We start from the raw sequence: 15878 nt of genomic DNA, 5'->3' as shown, positions 1-15878 counted from the left end.
CACTTACAAGCGCTTACTAATTCACATTATAGTATCATCAATATTAACGGGCGGGGTAGAGATTTTGTACAATATAATACCCGATGTATGTGCTTTTTACTCCTTAAGTTTTTCACCAAATTCATTGGTGATGTAACCTACAACATCCCCTTCTTTAACGGTATTTCCCGCGTTAAGGTCGCTGTAAAAAAGTCCCGCTTCGGTAGCGCTTAAATAGGTTTGGTTGTTGAGCTGAATAAGGTTGGCATGTGGTCCGGTTCCGTAATCATACATATCCATATCTTCAAGAATATTATAGACTCCATTTTTTATTAACCTTACCGCATCTTCCTGTACATTGCCCAATTTGCCACTTTCAAAGCTCAAGGCTATTTTACCATCTTGCGAGGCTTGTTTAAAGACATATTTTGCTGGTTCATCGTCCCTTAAAGAGAACGGATATGACACTATATATTCAAATCCGCTGTTCTCAGTCAGTTCCCTGGCCTTTTTTGTTTGTTCTGGGTAATTAGGGTTATCGTAGAAAAGCGCAAACGGAATCAAATCTTCATTGACGCCACCACCATGTATATCGATAAAAACATCGCTTACAGGTATTATGGTCGTAGTAATAAAATCTGCTATTTTTTGGGTAACGCTACCTGTAGATTTTCCGGGGAAGGCACCATTTAAATTTACTTGGTCTTGCGGATTTACAATAGAGGTACGCGAAAAAAAGGAACTGGTATTTGCAATAGGAATAATAATCACGGTACCGTTCAATTTATCGACATCAATTTCGCTTAACAGCTCTTGTGCACCAACAATTGGCGGGTATTCAAACCCGTGCACACCGGCAACAATGGTAAATACAGGTCCTTCGTTCTTTCCTCTTAGTACAGAAATAGGCAAATAGGTTTTATTGTTTCTAGCATCTTGAAATGTAATACGAATGTTTTCTTTTAATGGTCTTGTAGTATTAGAAAATACGTCTTGAAAACTGTTTTGGGCAATCCCAGAAGAAATCGAGAAAAATATAAAAAGGGTAAAAAGAGACCTGCACATGATAAGATATTTTTGGATAGACCAAGGTATTAAAAACCCAGTAGCTAGTAAAGCTATTTACAGAGGATAAATACTAACAGAAAAACGTAAGAACCCATACATCGAACTTTGTACTTGATACTTTTTACTTAACATTTTGTACCTCGTACTTATTACCACTAAATACCTAACTTGCAACTAATTATTCATCAATCAATTACAATCATGATCTTAAAAAAAATCGGTCAATTTATACTGGCGATATTGTTTGTGGGCATAACACATGCGCAAACCAACGATTCCATTTCCAAAAAACTCACCAGTGAATTACAGCAAATTTCAGCTAACGGAAACTTAGTTGGTTTTTCGGTGGCCATAGTCAATGCAGATGGCACGCTGTATGAAAACGGATTTGGCTTTGCCAACAAAAAAGCAAATAAAAAGTATACAGAAAACACCCTACAGAATATAGCATCGATATCTAAAACTTTCATTGGTGTGGCTTTGTTAAAAGCGCAAGAATTGGGTAAGCTAACCTTAGATGATCCTATCAATGACTATCTGCCTTTTAAAGTGGTGCATCCTAAATTTAAGAATACGCCTATAACCATTCGTCAGTTGGCAAGCCATACTTCGGGTATTAAGGATCCTGCAGAATATGAGGGTAAAGGGTATATATTAAAAGATGCCGAAAACGGAGCGGCTAAGGTCAACGCCAATTTTCGTGACCCTAGTAAAATGATGCCCCATGGCGATTATTTAAAAGCTATTTTAAGTACCGATGGGCAATGGTACAAAAAGAAAACCTTTTCTAAATACCCACCTGGCGGTATGTTCAATTATTCTAATATAGGTGCTGGTTTGGCGGCATATGTGCTAGAGCAAGCAACGGGAGAATCGTTTCCGGAGTTTACCAAGAAACATTTTTTTGATCCTTTGGTTATGAATGGTTCCGGATGGTCTTTTGATACCATAGACTTTTCAAAACATTCAAAATTATACGCCGATGCCGATACCGAACTTGCCTTTTATACATTAATAAATTATCCCGATGGTGGCTTGATCACCTCTGCGCACGATTTGGCAAAATACCTATCTGAAATTATAAAAGGTTATACCGGTAACGGAACAATGTTATCCGCAGAAAGCTATAAAGAGCTATTTACACCGCAGTTAACAGACGAGAACCATAAAGACCGAAGCGATAAGGAGTATAATGACGAATACAATATGGGGGTATTTATGGGCATGTCATCAAAAGGGCAAATTGGGCATACAGGCGGAGACCCTAGTGTAGTCACCCATATGTTCTTCAATGAAAAGACAAAGACCGGTAAGCTGTTATTGGTCAATACAGATTTAGACAAAGAAAGCGTTCAAGACTTTATTGCTATTTGGAGGGCGCTGATGGCACATGAAGATCAATTATAGGTAAATAGTACAGCATGAAAAATGAAATCAATACCATTTGGCTAGACCTCAATGAAGAATTGTATCATTTCATTTTGGGCAAGATCAAAGATGAACAAGTCTCAAAAGACATTCACCAAGAGGTATTCTTGAAAATACAGACGAAGATCCATCAATTGCAACACACCTCTAAATTAACATCTTGGGTATATCAAATTACTAGAAATACAATTATAGATCATTTTAGAAAACAGGGTAAAACCACTTCGAGTATAGATCGTATAGAGCTTGCAGAAGAACAGTCAGATGATTTTGATTATGCCAAGCTCACCAATTGCATCAATCAGAAAATAGGCGAGTTATCAGCGCAGCATAAAGAAGCCATTATATTGACCACCTTTCAAGAATACTCACAAAAAGAGCTGGCCAAGCATTTAAACATCTCGTATTCGGGCACAAAATCCAGGGTACAAAAAGCTAGGGAAATATTAAAGGTACAGCTGCTTTCTTGCCCCAATGTAATAGCTGACCGAACAGGAAAATTGCTCGATTTTGAAATTAATGAAGAATAGCTACGTCTTTTTTTTAAGTTTGCCGTCTATCTGATATAATCTAAAAAAATTACGATGGACGAATTAAAAAAAGTAACCGTACAAATACTAAATGCCTTTACAGAAAATGATAATGGCGGTAATCCGGCAGGTGTAGTTTTAGATGCAGATGCACTTTCGCATGAAGACAAGTTGCAGATTGCCAAAAAAGTGGGACTCTCTGAAACCGCTTTTATTTCTAGATCCAATACTGCGGATTTCAAGCTCGATTTCTATACACCTACCAAGCAGATAGCCCATTGTGGGCATGCTACCATAGCCGCATTCTCGTACTTAAAACAGTTGGGAAAATTAAAGGGCAACACATCATCAAAAGAAACCATAGATGGAAACAGAAAAATAGAAATACAGGGCGCTTTGGCATTTATGGAGCAATTGGCACCCACGTATAAAGATGTTACCGAAAAAGAGACCGCTATTCTAACGTCTTTAGGGTTAACAAAAGCTGATTTACTGCCAAACGCACCGTTACAAGTGGTCAATACGGGGAATTCTTTTCTGATGATTCCCGTAAAAAATAGCAAGATCTTAGCAGGATTGTCACCAAATTTTGATGCTATAGAACAGCTAAGCGATTATTTTAATTTAATAGGCTACTATGTATTTACAACAGATACCATGGCAGATATCGATGCCACGGCTAGAATGTTTGCCCCGCGCTATGGTATTTTAGAAGAAGCCGGTACGGGCATGGCAGCTGGGCCGTTGGCCAGTTATTTGTATGATGTTTTACAGCTCAAGAAAACCACCTTTCAAATACAGCAAGGCAAATACATGTTACCGCCATCACCAAGTGCTATTACGGTGCAATTACAAGTGGAAAATGAAAAAATTGCCAGACTCATGGCAGGCGGAAAAGGAGTATTGGCCCGTGAATTGGAAGTTAAGATTTAAGCAGAAAAAGCAACCAATTATGTTAAGCGCATCTTTACTGTACAACTATATATGTAAAAGAATGAAAAAAAGGGTGTGTAATTGGGTCGTTTATGGTGTAATCTCTTTGGTAGTTTTTAGTTCTTGTAGTAATGATGATGATACTTCCACATGTAAAGTAGAGAACCCTTTAGAAGAACTTTCTTGGCTTAATGAGTGGGTAAATACAGTGACTGATGATTACGAGTATATAAAAACAGCCAAGTATTTGGGCAATGATGTTTTTTATAACGTGTATTGCAATCCAGTAGTCAATTATGTTTCTTCTACTTATAATTGTGAGGGTGATTTTATAGGTTTTACAGCAGAATTAAGATCAGAATTTACGGCAAATAGCATTCTGTGGATATCAGAAAACTCAAAATGTAGTTTTGAGTAGCTTAAATGGAGAATTCTCGAAGTAACACTATTTCTTGTCGATTTTTGTAACGATCATAGGGAGTAAACGTCTAATAGTCAATCAATCAAAAATCACCATCATGAAATCATCGACCAAATTGGGTAGGGTTATAGGGCTATTATTTTTATTCATTTTTGTAATGGGTATTCTGGTATATCAATTTTTACAAGGTCCCATTTTATTTTCAGACGATTTTTTGACCACTGCAGCACCCAATGCCAATAAACTGATTACCTCGGTTTTGCTAGGTAGCTTAAGTGGTCTTTTCTCTATTATAATTTCAGCACTATTATTTCCTGTTTTTAAAAAATACAGTAGCACTTTGGCAGTGTTGTATTTGGGGTTTAGTATTCTAGATTTTGTCGCCATAAGTATCGATAATACCAGTGTTTTGGCTATGCTAGAACTGAGCAAAGAATATGTGACTAACGTTGAGGTAAATACGAGTATGCTAGAGACAATGGCACCAATATATTCTCAAAAACATTGGTGGTCACATTACCTAAGTTTATTGACTTCATGCTTCTCGGTATTTGTGTTATATTTCGCGTTTTATAGAACAAAACTGATACCTAAAATACTTTCGGGCTTTGGTATGCTAGCTGTAATACTGATGTTTATTGAAATACTTACTTCCATTTTAGGCGAAGGTATTAGTATGAATATGTTGTTGCCTATGGGTTTAATTCAACTGATTTTACCGCTGTGGTTATTGGTAAAAGGTTTGAATACAAAATGGCTAGAAACTGACTTTAGTGTAGCTGGCTGAATAGACTAAAGCTTAATTAATCTTTTCTCTTTTACGGTAACCCGTAATGCTACATTGAAGAAAAATACTACCTTTCTAGTCGGTTCTAAAACATTACTTCCCCCTGCCGTTTTAGAATGTTACTATTTAATAAAATATTTAAGTATAAAGTAACTTGTTGCTATATACTGCTGTTAGCACATATAGAAAAAAGATAGTATGCCATCCAAATATAAAGAGAAATAAAAGAATGCCAGCATTAAATATTGCAGAAATACAAACCAACAAAGAGGTAGTGAAAATTTTCACAACTGTTTATACTGATAAGCTAAGTAGTTATAGAGATGATTACCCTGATTATTCTTTTTACAAGCTCGATAATGAAATATTTGCTTGGAATCATAATCTAACACAAATTCAACTACCCCAAGAATTCAATAATGTTGTAATCTCCAAAAAGGAACAAACTTTGGTTTTTAAAGAAATATTGGAGCAAGGAATTGTTCACTTCTTTAAGTTCAAAAGTCAAGATATTTATCGAAGGAAATATTCGTCCATTTGGAATGTAAATCTTTCAAAAGACAACAAAATTTTGTTCAATGGATTATCGTTAAATCCACAATTGGAATTTCAGATAAATCCACTGTATTCTACTCAACAAGATACCCAAGTGATTTCATTATCAATTCGTAAAACATACAAGCCTGTTTTTACTTATTCAGATTCAGAATTTAAAATCAATAATATTGACACAAGAAATTGGGATAAAAGCGATAAAGACGAATTAATATTTTCGCCAAAGAACAGAAAACGCTTTTTAGATGCTACAAATCAGGCTGATGAATATCAAAGTAAGATTTCTCAGGCATACAGTTTACAGCAAGAATCTAAGGAATTTAGTCGCTTACTCAAAGCGTTTCAGCAATATTCATCTGAAATATTCTTCCCAGATGACTTAAAAATTAAAGATTTCTTTTTTTCAAACTTGCCTAATCTTTATTTTAAAGATGTTTTAATCAGTAAGCCAAATTATTACTTTTTGAATAACAGAACAGGAAGTGGATATTACAATAAGCAGTTGAAAGAGCTTAAGCCATATTCTTTCAATAATTTTCAAGGCAACAAATTCAAAATTGCAGTATTTACACCTGCACGAAATGAAGGTTCAACAGGTAGTTTTATAAAGCACTTACAGGATAATTTAAGTAGCAATTTTCACGCTAATAACATAGAAATTGATTTAATCAAATTTGAAAGAGATGTATCACTTGACTTTGTGAAAGATCTGGTAAACAAAACAGACGAAGGAAAATATAATCTTGCCATTACAATTCTTTCCCAATCTGATAAGAAACTACCTATTAAAAGTTCACCCTATTTTGTTTTAAAGGCCAAATTATTAGGTCGTAAAATCCCTACTCAACAGTTAACAATTGAAGTAATTAGAAAGATTCGTTTTGCAGATGACCTTGTTTTAAATGCAATAGCTTTAAATATTTATTCAAAATTGGGTGGTACTGCTTGGACAATTGAAAAGGTCGAAAAAGAGAGAGAGAGGAAATCGTAATAGGTATTGGAACAACAATAAATTTCAACAAAGAAAGAATTATTGGGTTTACAAATGTTTTTGATTACAAAGGGGCTTATTTACTTGGTTCATCCAGTCAGATAAGCAATTTCCAAAACTATAGTAATCAGTTAAAAGAACACTTAATCAATACTATTGAAAGTCAAATAAAATTAAAAGGAATAGAGAAAAATGAAAAATTCAGGTTGATTTTCCATTTATCAAAACCTGCAAGTAAGAAATATGAAATTAAAGCCATTGAGGCAAGTTTAATGCAGTTTAAAGATTATAATATTCAATATGCTATTGTTCATTTAAGTTATCAGCATAATTATAGATTATTCAGTACAAATAATGAAAATGGAATAGCGAGAGGCACCTTTGTTGAAATAGCATCGAGACAAGCTTTACTTCACCTGGGACAAAGCTCTAAAACTCCAATATTATTGCGAGTTGACAAACGTTCGGTTTACGATAATGAAGAGTCAATGTATAAGGATTTGTATGCCATTGCAAAGCAGATACTTTACTTTTCTCATTTAAGTCACAGAACATTTAAACCAGCCAATGTGCCTGTAACAATTAAATACCCTCAACTAATGTCAAAGCTTTCCAGTGAATTAATGGTTATTGAGGGTTGGGACAAAACAAATTTAGAAATTGTGAAAAATCAACTTTGGTTTATTTAAAATGATATTGCTTCAAGAAATAACTGAAAAGAAAAAAATTTTGATGGAAAAATCTTCCATGTTGGAACAGATTCTCTATGCTCTTTTGGGAGGTCATCAATTAAATTTAACAAGTAGCAATCCAAATTTAAATAACATTGAAAAAATTGGATTAGTTCTTTTAAATAATACTCGAAATACAATTGAATCATTAATTCAAAAAGAGCAGAATTCGGATAATTCTTTTCAATTTCATTACAGTAAGAATTTATTGGAACTTACAATAATGACTTTAGCAGATGAAGAATTTGAGCAGTCTAATATTAGTTCATTTCTAGAAACCAGAGGTCTTAAAGAAGCTTTGGTGCTATCTATTGCTACCCCAAAAGTAGACCTATCAAAACAAACAGCCACAGAGAGTAAAATTGACAATTTGATTAACCATATTTACATAAAAAACGATAGGTCTTTTACAAAACAATTTATTGAAGCGATACAAGAGGCTGATGAAATTATTGAAATCTTTGTAATAGAAAAATGCTACGAAAAGTTAATTGATTTTCATCCAGTGCCAAATACAAAGATGAATATGCAATTACTTACATCTACAATAAAGAAATATAATTACAGAATTGAATTAAAGATTAAAAGGCAGTTTTTTATTTGGGCATTTCTTATACTATTTATTCTTGGAGGTGTTATAACTTATCTTATTCCAACATATTGGTCTCAATATGATTTTGGTATTTTAACAACTATCACTAACTATCTTTTTCCAATATTAACTTTCTTATTAGTTCTTTACTTTTTCTTATTTCATAAGATTGAGGACAAATTTTCTATTATTACTAATTACATTGAAAAGAGAAAGCGAAAAATTAACAAGAAATATGGTATTGATTTAGAACAAATTGAAGAAATAGAAAAACTTAAATGAATAAAGTCAAAAAAAAAGAAGTACGTGTGCTAACACTGTATAAGAAATCATAGCCGCCTATCGGCAGGCTACGCTTCTTATACTAAACCGTTAGCCATTATTTAGTACGTTAAAGCAACATCCTTTACAAAGTTAAAGTCACATAGTTTACACTTTTAAGGTTCTAATTTGATAAAAATAATAGAAGCATATTTAGCTAAGCTTTTTGAGTATAATAAGAAAAGCGCCTAATATATGGAGGATTTTAAAGCTAATCCTCATTTTAAGACTAGGGAAGAAATGGAGAGAGAAGCTCCAAAATCTAATAATGTTGTCATTCCAGAGCTTAAAATAGGAGAAGTAAGTGTATGTACAACTCCAGATTTGGGAAATCAGATGCCTTTGGTTTTAGAAAAGTGGTATGTAAAAGTTGGTGATAAGGTAAAACCTGGTGATGTATTATGTGAAATTGGGAACGAAGGCGTTACCATGGATTGTGAAAGTTTCTTTAATGGTAAAGTAATCTGGACTTGTGAACATAAAAAAGATTTGATTCCTGGAGATGAGCTATGGAAATTAGAAGGTATTTAGTAGTATTCACTATCCCACTATCCCACTATCCCACTATCCCACTATCCCACTATCCCACTATCCCACTATCCCACTATTAAACTTTCCCACCAAAAAGTACACAACATTCGAAAATGCGTGTAAGGCAAAACGCCATGTCTCATTTTACCTTTGTCCTATTCTTTAAGACATTTAAAAAATAAGATATAATGAGTACAACACAATTTGGTAAACAAGGGTGGACACCCGCTAGAATAAAAAGCCTTAAAGGCAAAACATTCTTAATTACGGGTACTACCAGTGGTACAGGTTTTGAGGCTGCAAGAATACTGCTGTCTAAAGGCGCAAAAGTGGTGATGTTGAACCGTAACCCAAAAAAGGCAGCAGATACCATAGCAACCTTACAAGAAGAATTGGGTAGTGCCATACCGGTGATTAATATAGAAATGGACTTGGCATCTTTGGCTTCCGTAAAAAAAGCCGCAGATGAGGTGCTAAGAACCGTACCGCAAATAGATGCATTGTTATGTAATGCCGCCATTGCCCAAGTTCCCAAGCAAACCTTTACCGAAGACGGTTTTGAAAGTCAGCTTGGTGTAAACCACTACGGTAATTTCTTATTGCAGGCATTGCTATACCCGCGCATAGAGGAATCTAAAGGGCGTATTGTAACCGTTGGCAGTATGGGGTATAATTTAGGAATAAAGACCATACAGTTCGATGATATGAACTGGGACAAGAACTATAGCCCAAACGGAGTTTATAGCCAAAGTAAATTGGCGCAGATCATGACCGTTTATGAATTGCAAGATAGACTTAAGGCGGCGGGTAAAACAGGTGTGAAGTCATACGCATGCCACCCGGGTGCCTCTTCAACATCATTGATCAAGACCAGCGGTAGCTTGTTGACAAGATTTATTTGGCAGATTATGAAATTAACGCCCATGGTACAATCTGCAGAGAAAGGGGCATACCCAGAGGTCATGTGTGCCACCGAGCCAGATTTGGACCAATCAGGTTTCTACGGACCAACAGGTAAAAACTATTGGACAGGACCGGTTGGGGAGTGCAAATTAGAACCTCACGCCAAGGACAAACCCGTTATGGAAAAACTGTGGAAGCTTTCGGAAAAGGAAACAGGAGTAACTTGGAATTTGTAAATTAGTAAATGACCAAAATAAGAGACATGGATATAATAAAAGCGGCAACAGATTGGGCAAAGGCCTAACTTTTTTCTACTCCGTTTTTCATGCTCTTCGGTATGGCATTTTTAGTGGCGAGTATTGGGTTTTGGCAACTAGGAAAGACAGAAATGGCAAGAGCCTACATTATACCAACATTAGTAGCAGGTTGCATACTTCTAATCATTGGTCTGGGTTTGTTTTTCACAAACAAAGCAAGGATTACGCAATTTGAAAATGCGTACCATGCAGATGCCGTCGCGTTTGTTGACAGTGAATTAGCACGTGCCGAGGCTACCTTAAAGGAATATGATACGGTTGTTTTTACTGCAATTCCGATAATTATAATAGTTTGTGCGCTGGTATTGTTATTTGTAAGCACACCTATTTGGAGAGCGAGTATGATTACAACAATAGCGATGTTGGTCTCCATTTTGTTGGTTGACGGTACCGCACATGCCAAAATAGACGGTTACAATAAACAATTACAGTTGGCAGCAAAAGAAATGAACAAGTAATATGCAGCACTTTAAAACTTTATCGACATTTTTGGAGTATTTAGAACTCCCTGGTCCAGAACACCCCATGTTGAGTGTGTTCTCAGCCACGGGCGACGGATTTTTACCTTGCCCAAAAGAAAGTTCGCCTCCAATTACCAACGATTGCTATACCATTAGCTTCAAAAAGATAGTAGATGGCAATTTAAACTACGGTCGTACCAATTACGATTTTAATAACGGAGCGTTATTTTTTATAGCACCTAGGCAGGTATTGCAATGGATTAAAGCGGTGGTATTTGAACAAAAAGGTTTTTCGATCAATTTTCACGAAGACTTTTTAAAGGGAACGGATTTGGCGCATCAGATCAAAAAATATGGTTTCTTTTCGTATTCGGTGAACGAGGCACTGCATCTTTCGCCAAAAGAAGAAAAGCAGCTAGAATCCATTGTAGAGAATATTGAAATAGAATATCAGAACAATCAAGATGAATTCAGCAAAGACATCATCATCTCGCAGTTAAGTACCTTGTTGAAATATGCGAATCGTTTTTATGAAAGACAGTTCATTAATAGAAAGGAGCTTTCTACGAGTTTATTGGAGCAGTTTAATGAGCAACTGTCGCAGTACGTAGCATCCGGTGAATTACAGGAAAATGGTATTCCCAGTATTGAGGAAATAGCAAATAATATGTCCGTTTCTCAGCGCTACCTTAGTGATACCTTAAAAAAGGAAACCGGTAAGACCACAACCGAGCATTTACAGTTGTTGTTGATAGACGAAGCCAAGAATATGTTGCTGCAACCTCATAAAAGTATTGCTGAGGTAGCTTATGAACTGGGTTTTGAATATCCGCACTATTTCTCAAGGTTGTTCAAGAAGAAGGAAGGTGTTAGCCCAACGGAGTATAGAGAAAAGTATAAAATGAACTAAACAGGTTTTAGTATTTATTTAGGTTGTAAACAGCCCTTATTACGCAGGTAATAAGGGCTGTTATATTTTAGCCTTATAAGCTTACTCCTTCACCAGTTCTTTACTCAATTCCTCTAAAGAAACCGCTTTTGTTTCTGGCATTTTGATGGAGATTTTATAGATGTTAACTATAGCATAATCTTAAAAAATATTGATCTTTTCGGTTTTGAAGAAGTAATTGGGGGTTCATACTTAAATGGAGAGGTAGCTTATGAAATAACTATGGAGGGTTTTAATGGAGAAGAAGATCGATCAGCTACCGGACAAGTAGATTTTAATGGTGAAGCCAAAGATATTCACTATACCTATAAAGGTGTTTCAGAAACCTTGCCAAGTGATCGAGTGAGTTATTAAATATTTTCTTTAAAAGATATGATTAAGAATTAGCTCAGTTTTTAGATAATTTCTTTTTGCTACTTAAACTTACCCTAAAATAGTTTACAGTTAACAAACCTATAAGAGCCATTAAAATAAGTAGACTGGTCACGGCAAGGCTAGGGTAGTAGGCAGAAAATAATGTTGTAGCTGCCCATGCGGTTATCCCCTTGTAAAAAATTAATATTTCGGTAAGGGCAAACCCCACTAAATACAAATGAAAAAAACTCTTCTTTATACGTAGTAATTCAAAAAAGTCTAAGAACACAAACAAACAAAGAGTGACCACGCCTAAAAATGTAAGGTGTAAATAACCTATGGTCATATCTAAATAGGTGACGGCCAATTGAGCAAAATAAGGAATAGCGCTTAGAAATTGCATCACCATTTTAATACCCAATAAAACCACTGTTAGTTGTATTGTTTTATTTTGAAATTTAGAAAATAGAGGTGCTATCATCACAGACTTACTGCCGGAAGCTTTAAGTAAGATATAAAATGCACAAAGCTGAAAAGCAGCTCCCAATCCGCCTAAAATATAAAGGAAAATGGAAGGTTTAGCGAATAAAGTAGATAGAAAGAAGGAAAGGCCAATACCTAGGTTAAGCATCTGGTAAAACTTTTTAAACGCTTTTGAAGTAATAGCAATGCGATGTTCTTCTAGTATAAAAAGATAAACGGCTACCAAGGTCATAATCATCCATCCGTTATATAAAAAATGCAGGTAAAAATAAATAGCAATTCGATACCATACAGATTCAGCACCAAGAGTATTCATAATACCACCTAATGTCCAAGGACCAATACTAGAAATCAACAAATAGAACAAAGCGGCTTTTGCGCATTTTGCCGATGCTGTACTTTTAAATTTAGAAGGTAGATTTTTATAAAAAAACCAAGAGAACCAATAACTAGCGAATAAAAATAGTGTGGAGAAGATGATAGAAAATAACGCATACCCTTGAAAAGGAAAAGTTAGTAACATACCCACTAAGGTAAACTGTGTAAACCAGAATATACGTTTATAATTTTGGCCAATTTCAGCCTTACTTAAGTAAAGCTTATAAAGTAAAGTAGTAAGTGCTAAATAAACCCAGCCCAACAATGCAATATGAGAATGGGCATGAACAATATATTTATAGGTGATCGGTATATTGAACACTCTAAAAAACCGAAGCACACAACCCAACAACGCTGCTATAATAAAATATAACAAGGCCAATTGGGCATGTTTCTTAAGATTTGGCATTTATTCGGTCATTTTATTATCACTAATTTAGAAATCTTTCTTCTTAGATATCCTTGTTAATCGCCAAATAGGTAAAACTGTCCAAAGTAAGAGCGTTCCCAAAGACACGAATAAACCAGTGTTGGTGCCAAAAAATTGTTTGAAAACCGCACCGGTGTATCCTAAAAGAGCAGAGATATCCAATTTTAAAAGAATAAGCGTGCGTGATAAATCTATAGGGTTGAACATAGTTGCCACTAAAGAAAAGCTGTCTAACGGGTATTCTTTAAAGACGATCAATGACATTAAAAAGAGACCGTCATAGATCACCGCCATAAATAACCATAGCAACACTGCATACCCAAAGCCTTTAATTTTATTTTCGTTAGATATAGAAATATTGAACGATAGCGCAGTAAAGATCATGGTTAAAAAAGCGCCGGTTACCAAGAGTAGGGAGAAATCGAATATGGCATCACTTTTAAAGATACCATAGAGCACGAAGGGTATACCTAAGCCTAATACTAAACTTAACGACAGTGATCCCGCTACCCCTAAATACTGCCCTAAGAAAATAGAAGAACGTTTTATGGGTTGCGCTAACAGTAATTCTGTAAATTCTTTAGAGTTATAGAAATACATGACACCAAATATGGTACCTATAAGCGGTACAAGAATAATAATGATGTTCATGAGGGTAATTACCGCTTTAGAGACATCATTGTTCAAAAACAGTAACACAAAACCTAAAAGGAGATAGAATAGAAAGTAGACGTAGCTCCATCTGCTTCTAATGAGGTCGTAAAAACTATATTTTAATATTTTAAACATGGGTTGGTGTTGTTGCTATGGCCGCTATGGCATGTTCAAGATCAGTTTGTTGGGTCTTTGTCATTAATTCTTCAATACTACCCTTAAAGTAGATTTTACCTTCAAGTAAATACACAATTTCGTCTGCTATTTCGGCAACAAACTGCATAATGTGAGAAGTGATCAAAATGGTCTTTCCCTTTTCCTTTTCTTGCATAATCAGTTTTTTTAAATTGATCAATGCAGCAGGATCAAGACCTGTTGTAGGCTCATCTAATATTAGTAAAGGACTCTCAAACATAAAAGAGAGTACAATATTTACCTTTTGTTTGGTACCCCCAGAAAGGGTAGAGAGTTTTTTGTCTAAAAATGGTTCTAACTTAAATTGAGTAATAAGTTCCTCTTCATTGCTTGGCATTTGTCGCAGATCTTTGATCATACGTATAAGTTCTTTCACTTTTAAATTACCGGGAAAATTGGCGATCTGCGGTAAGTAATCTATTTGTTTTCGGTATTTCCAACCGTTTTTAATGGTAGCGCCGTTAAGGTATATTTGACCGCTATTGGGCACTACCATACCTAAAATACTTTTGATCAATGTTGTTTTACCCGATCCATTGGGACCTAGAATGGCAAATATTCCACCATTTTTAATCTCAAGGTCAAGTCCGGAAAGAACAACGTTCTTACCAAATTTTTTATGAAGGTTCTCTATTTTGATCATAGCACTTTTTTCATTAATGGGTTGGCATCTAAAAGATCATCTGGTGTAAATACCGGCGATACTTTCTCTGAGAAATCTATAATATCCATAAACAAACTACGCAGTAGTACAATGGTCTCCGGCGTTTTATTAACGATATATGAAAACAATTTTACCGGTCTGTAAGGAACGTCTCCAATTCCGTTTTTATCTAAATCATAACCGGTGTAATCACTCCAATAATTTTGGTCAAAAACGTTATCGTTTAATTTACTGTTGTAGGATATATCAAAAGAATTGTATAAAAAGTTATTTTGACTAAATGTATTGGTATAACAAGCGCCTAGCACTTTAATGGCCCACCCATTTTTAATGAAATTATTGTTTTTATATGCAATACGATTAGATCCTTCAATATTAATACCTATCGTATTTTCTTCAAAGGTATTACCACTAATTTCAGCATCGTTAATTTCCTTTAATAGCATTCCGAAGGCGGCCGTGCCCCAATTTTTTCTAAAGGTATTACCGATCATTTTTATGCGTTTGGAAAACATGACGGCAACACCTGCACCATTATTCTCAAAGACGTTATTTAGGTATACATCATTATTAGAGAACATAAAGTGTAGCCCATACCTAAGATTGTCTGTGCTGGTATTTTCTTTAATGGTAATATCATCTGAAAATTCTAGATAGATGCCGTCGCGTACGTGTTGCACAATATTCTTCTCTACTTCTACATGTTTGGAATACCACAATTGTATACCGTTACCAGAATTGTATTCGTCAACGGCATCACCAATGATCTTGTTATGGTATACTTTGCCGTAATTAGATTTTTCTAGGTAAATACCAAAAAACAACTTTTCAAGTACCACGTTCTGTATGACAAAATGTTCGCTTTTAACAACACGTATGGCGGCATAGTCTGATGTGTAACTTGTACCTACATTGATAATGAAGAGTCCGTCTATAGTTACATTATCAGACACTATACGAATAATTTCTCCTTTGTCTTCCCCATCTATCACTGGGTAGTTTTCTCCAATTATCGTTAAGGGTTTATCCACTAGAATATTAAATTCTTTGTATGTTCCTTTTTTTACCACAATAGTGTCGTGATCGGCAGCTATTTCAATAGCTTCTGAAATAGATTTTAATTCACAGGTTTCACATACGGTAACCCTTTTGGGTTCTTGTGAGACCCCTTGAAAAAGGGATAGAATTAAAATGAATAAAGACACTAATTTCATCATGGTAAA

Annotated in this window: 18 protein-coding genes; 13 read left to right on the top strand and 5 right to left on the bottom strand. The window is 35.1% G+C overall.

All coding sequences use genetic code 11. From position 1 onward, the window contains the following. Positions 1-96: 96 nt before the first annotated feature. Positions 97-1044, bottom strand: a complete 948-nt coding sequence (locus DFQ03_RS16115; RefSeq protein WP_133674268.1) for a M14 family metallopeptidase — start codon at positions 1042-1044, stop codon at positions 97-99. 204 nt (positions 1045-1248) lie between these two features. Here DFQ03_RS16115 and DFQ03_RS16110 point away from each other — a divergent pair, with 204 nt between their 5' ends. From DFQ03_RS16110 to DFQ03_RS19150, 13 genes are all read left to right on the top strand, one after another. Further along, positions 1249-2454 (top strand): serine hydrolase domain-containing protein, encoded by a 1206-nt coding sequence (locus tag DFQ03_RS16110; protein WP_133674267.1) that lies wholly within the window; start codon positions 1249-1251, stop codon positions 2452-2454. Positions 2455-2468: 14 nt separating this feature from the next. Next, entirely contained in the window at positions 2469-3005 is a 537-nt protein-coding gene (locus tag DFQ03_RS16105; RefSeq protein ID WP_133674266.1) for a sigma-70 family RNA polymerase sigma factor, read from the top strand. Between the two features lie 54 nt (positions 3006-3059). After that, the gene (locus DFQ03_RS16100; protein ID WP_133674265.1) at positions 3060-3938 is read left to right on the top strand and encodes a PhzF family phenazine biosynthesis protein; all 879 of its coding nucleotides are present in this window, start codon (positions 3060-3062) and stop codon (positions 3936-3938) included. Between the two features lie 61 nt (positions 3939-3999). Then, positions 4000-4356 carry a hypothetical protein gene (locus tag DFQ03_RS16095; RefSeq protein ID WP_133674264.1) on the top strand — a complete coding sequence of 119 codons (357 nt, stop codon included), beginning with the start codon at positions 4000-4002 and terminating at the stop codon, positions 4354-4356. Between the two features lie 100 nt (positions 4357-4456). After that, a complete protein-coding gene (locus DFQ03_RS16090) occupies positions 4457-5146 on the top strand; it encodes a DUF4386 domain-containing protein (protein ID WP_133674263.1) in 690 nt (229 codons plus the stop codon). A gap of 229 nt (positions 5147-5375) precedes the next feature. After that, a complete protein-coding gene (locus DFQ03_RS16085; RefSeq protein ID WP_133674262.1) occupies positions 5376-6692 on the top strand; it encodes an argonaute/piwi family protein in 1317 nt (438 codons plus the stop codon). After that, on the top strand, positions 6686-7381 hold the full coding sequence (locus DFQ03_RS16080; protein ID WP_133674261.1) for a Piwi domain-containing protein: 696 nt from the start codon (positions 6686-6688) through the stop codon (positions 7379-7381). Before DFQ03_RS16085 ends, DFQ03_RS16080 begins: the two co-directional genes overlap by 7 nt. A gap of 7 nt (positions 7382-7388) precedes the next feature. Next, the gene (locus tag DFQ03_RS16075; RefSeq protein WP_133674260.1) at positions 7389-8297 is read left to right on the top strand and encodes a hypothetical protein; all 909 of its coding nucleotides are present in this window, start codon (positions 7389-7391) and stop codon (positions 8295-8297) included. 234 nt (positions 8298-8531) lie between these two features. Beyond that, complete coding sequence (locus tag DFQ03_RS16070; RefSeq protein WP_133674259.1) at positions 8532-8867, top strand: biotin/lipoyl-containing protein; 336 nt, start codon at positions 8532-8534, stop codon at positions 8865-8867. 188 nt (positions 8868-9055) lie between these two features. Then, positions 9056-10006, top strand: coding sequence for an SDR family oxidoreductase (locus DFQ03_RS16065; protein WP_133674258.1), 951 nt, complete (start codon positions 9056-9058; stop codon positions 10004-10006). Between the two features lie 101 nt (positions 10007-10107). Further along, positions 10108-10545, top strand: a complete 438-nt coding sequence (locus tag DFQ03_RS16060; RefSeq protein ID WP_317128191.1) for a hypothetical protein — start codon at positions 10108-10110, stop codon at positions 10543-10545. 1 nt (position 10546) lies between these two features. After that, complete coding sequence (locus tag DFQ03_RS16055) at positions 10547-11458, top strand: helix-turn-helix domain-containing protein (RefSeq protein ID WP_133674257.1); 912 nt, start codon at positions 10547-10549, stop codon at positions 11456-11458. 261 nt (positions 11459-11719) lie between these two features. Next, positions 11720-11851: a hypothetical protein gene (locus tag DFQ03_RS19150; RefSeq protein ID WP_262711605.1), complete on the top strand. Its 132-nt coding sequence runs from the start codon at positions 11720-11722 to the stop codon at positions 11849-11851. A gap of 34 nt (positions 11852-11885) precedes the next feature. On the opposite strand, the gene DFQ03_RS16050 is transcribed toward DFQ03_RS19150, so the two are convergent. Genes DFQ03_RS16050 through DFQ03_RS16035 form a run of 4 tightly spaced genes read right to left on the bottom strand, consistent with a single transcriptional unit; the run spans position 11886 to position 15872 of the window. After that, positions 11886-13121, bottom strand: coding sequence for a hypothetical protein (locus DFQ03_RS16050; protein ID WP_133674256.1), 1236 nt, complete (start codon positions 13119-13121; stop codon positions 11886-11888). A 27-nt stretch (positions 13122-13148) separates the two neighbouring features. Beyond that, positions 13149-13931, bottom strand: a complete 783-nt coding sequence (locus DFQ03_RS16045) for an ABC transporter permease (protein ID WP_133674255.1) — start codon at positions 13929-13931, stop codon at positions 13149-13151. Beyond that, complete coding sequence (locus tag DFQ03_RS16040) at positions 13924-14634, bottom strand: ABC transporter ATP-binding protein (protein WP_133674254.1); 711 nt, start codon at positions 14632-14634, stop codon at positions 13924-13926. The genes DFQ03_RS16045 and DFQ03_RS16040 overlap by 8 nt, the downstream gene beginning before the upstream one ends. After that, the gene (locus DFQ03_RS16035) at positions 14631-15872 is read right to left on the bottom strand and encodes a nitrous oxide reductase family maturation protein NosD (protein WP_133674253.1); all 1242 of its coding nucleotides are present in this window, start codon (positions 15870-15872) and stop codon (positions 14631-14633) included. The genes DFQ03_RS16040 and DFQ03_RS16035 overlap by 4 nt, the downstream gene beginning before the upstream one ends. Positions 15873-15878 lie beyond the last annotated feature (6 nt).

The sequence above is a fragment of the Maribacter caenipelagi genome (assembly GCF_004364175.1).
Classification (GTDB): domain Bacteria; phylum Bacteroidota; class Bacteroidia; order Flavobacteriales; family Flavobacteriaceae; genus Maribacter; species Maribacter caenipelagi.
The sequence above is the reverse complement of the archived record's forward strand: the minus strand, read 5'-3'. Positions and strand labels throughout refer to the sequence as shown.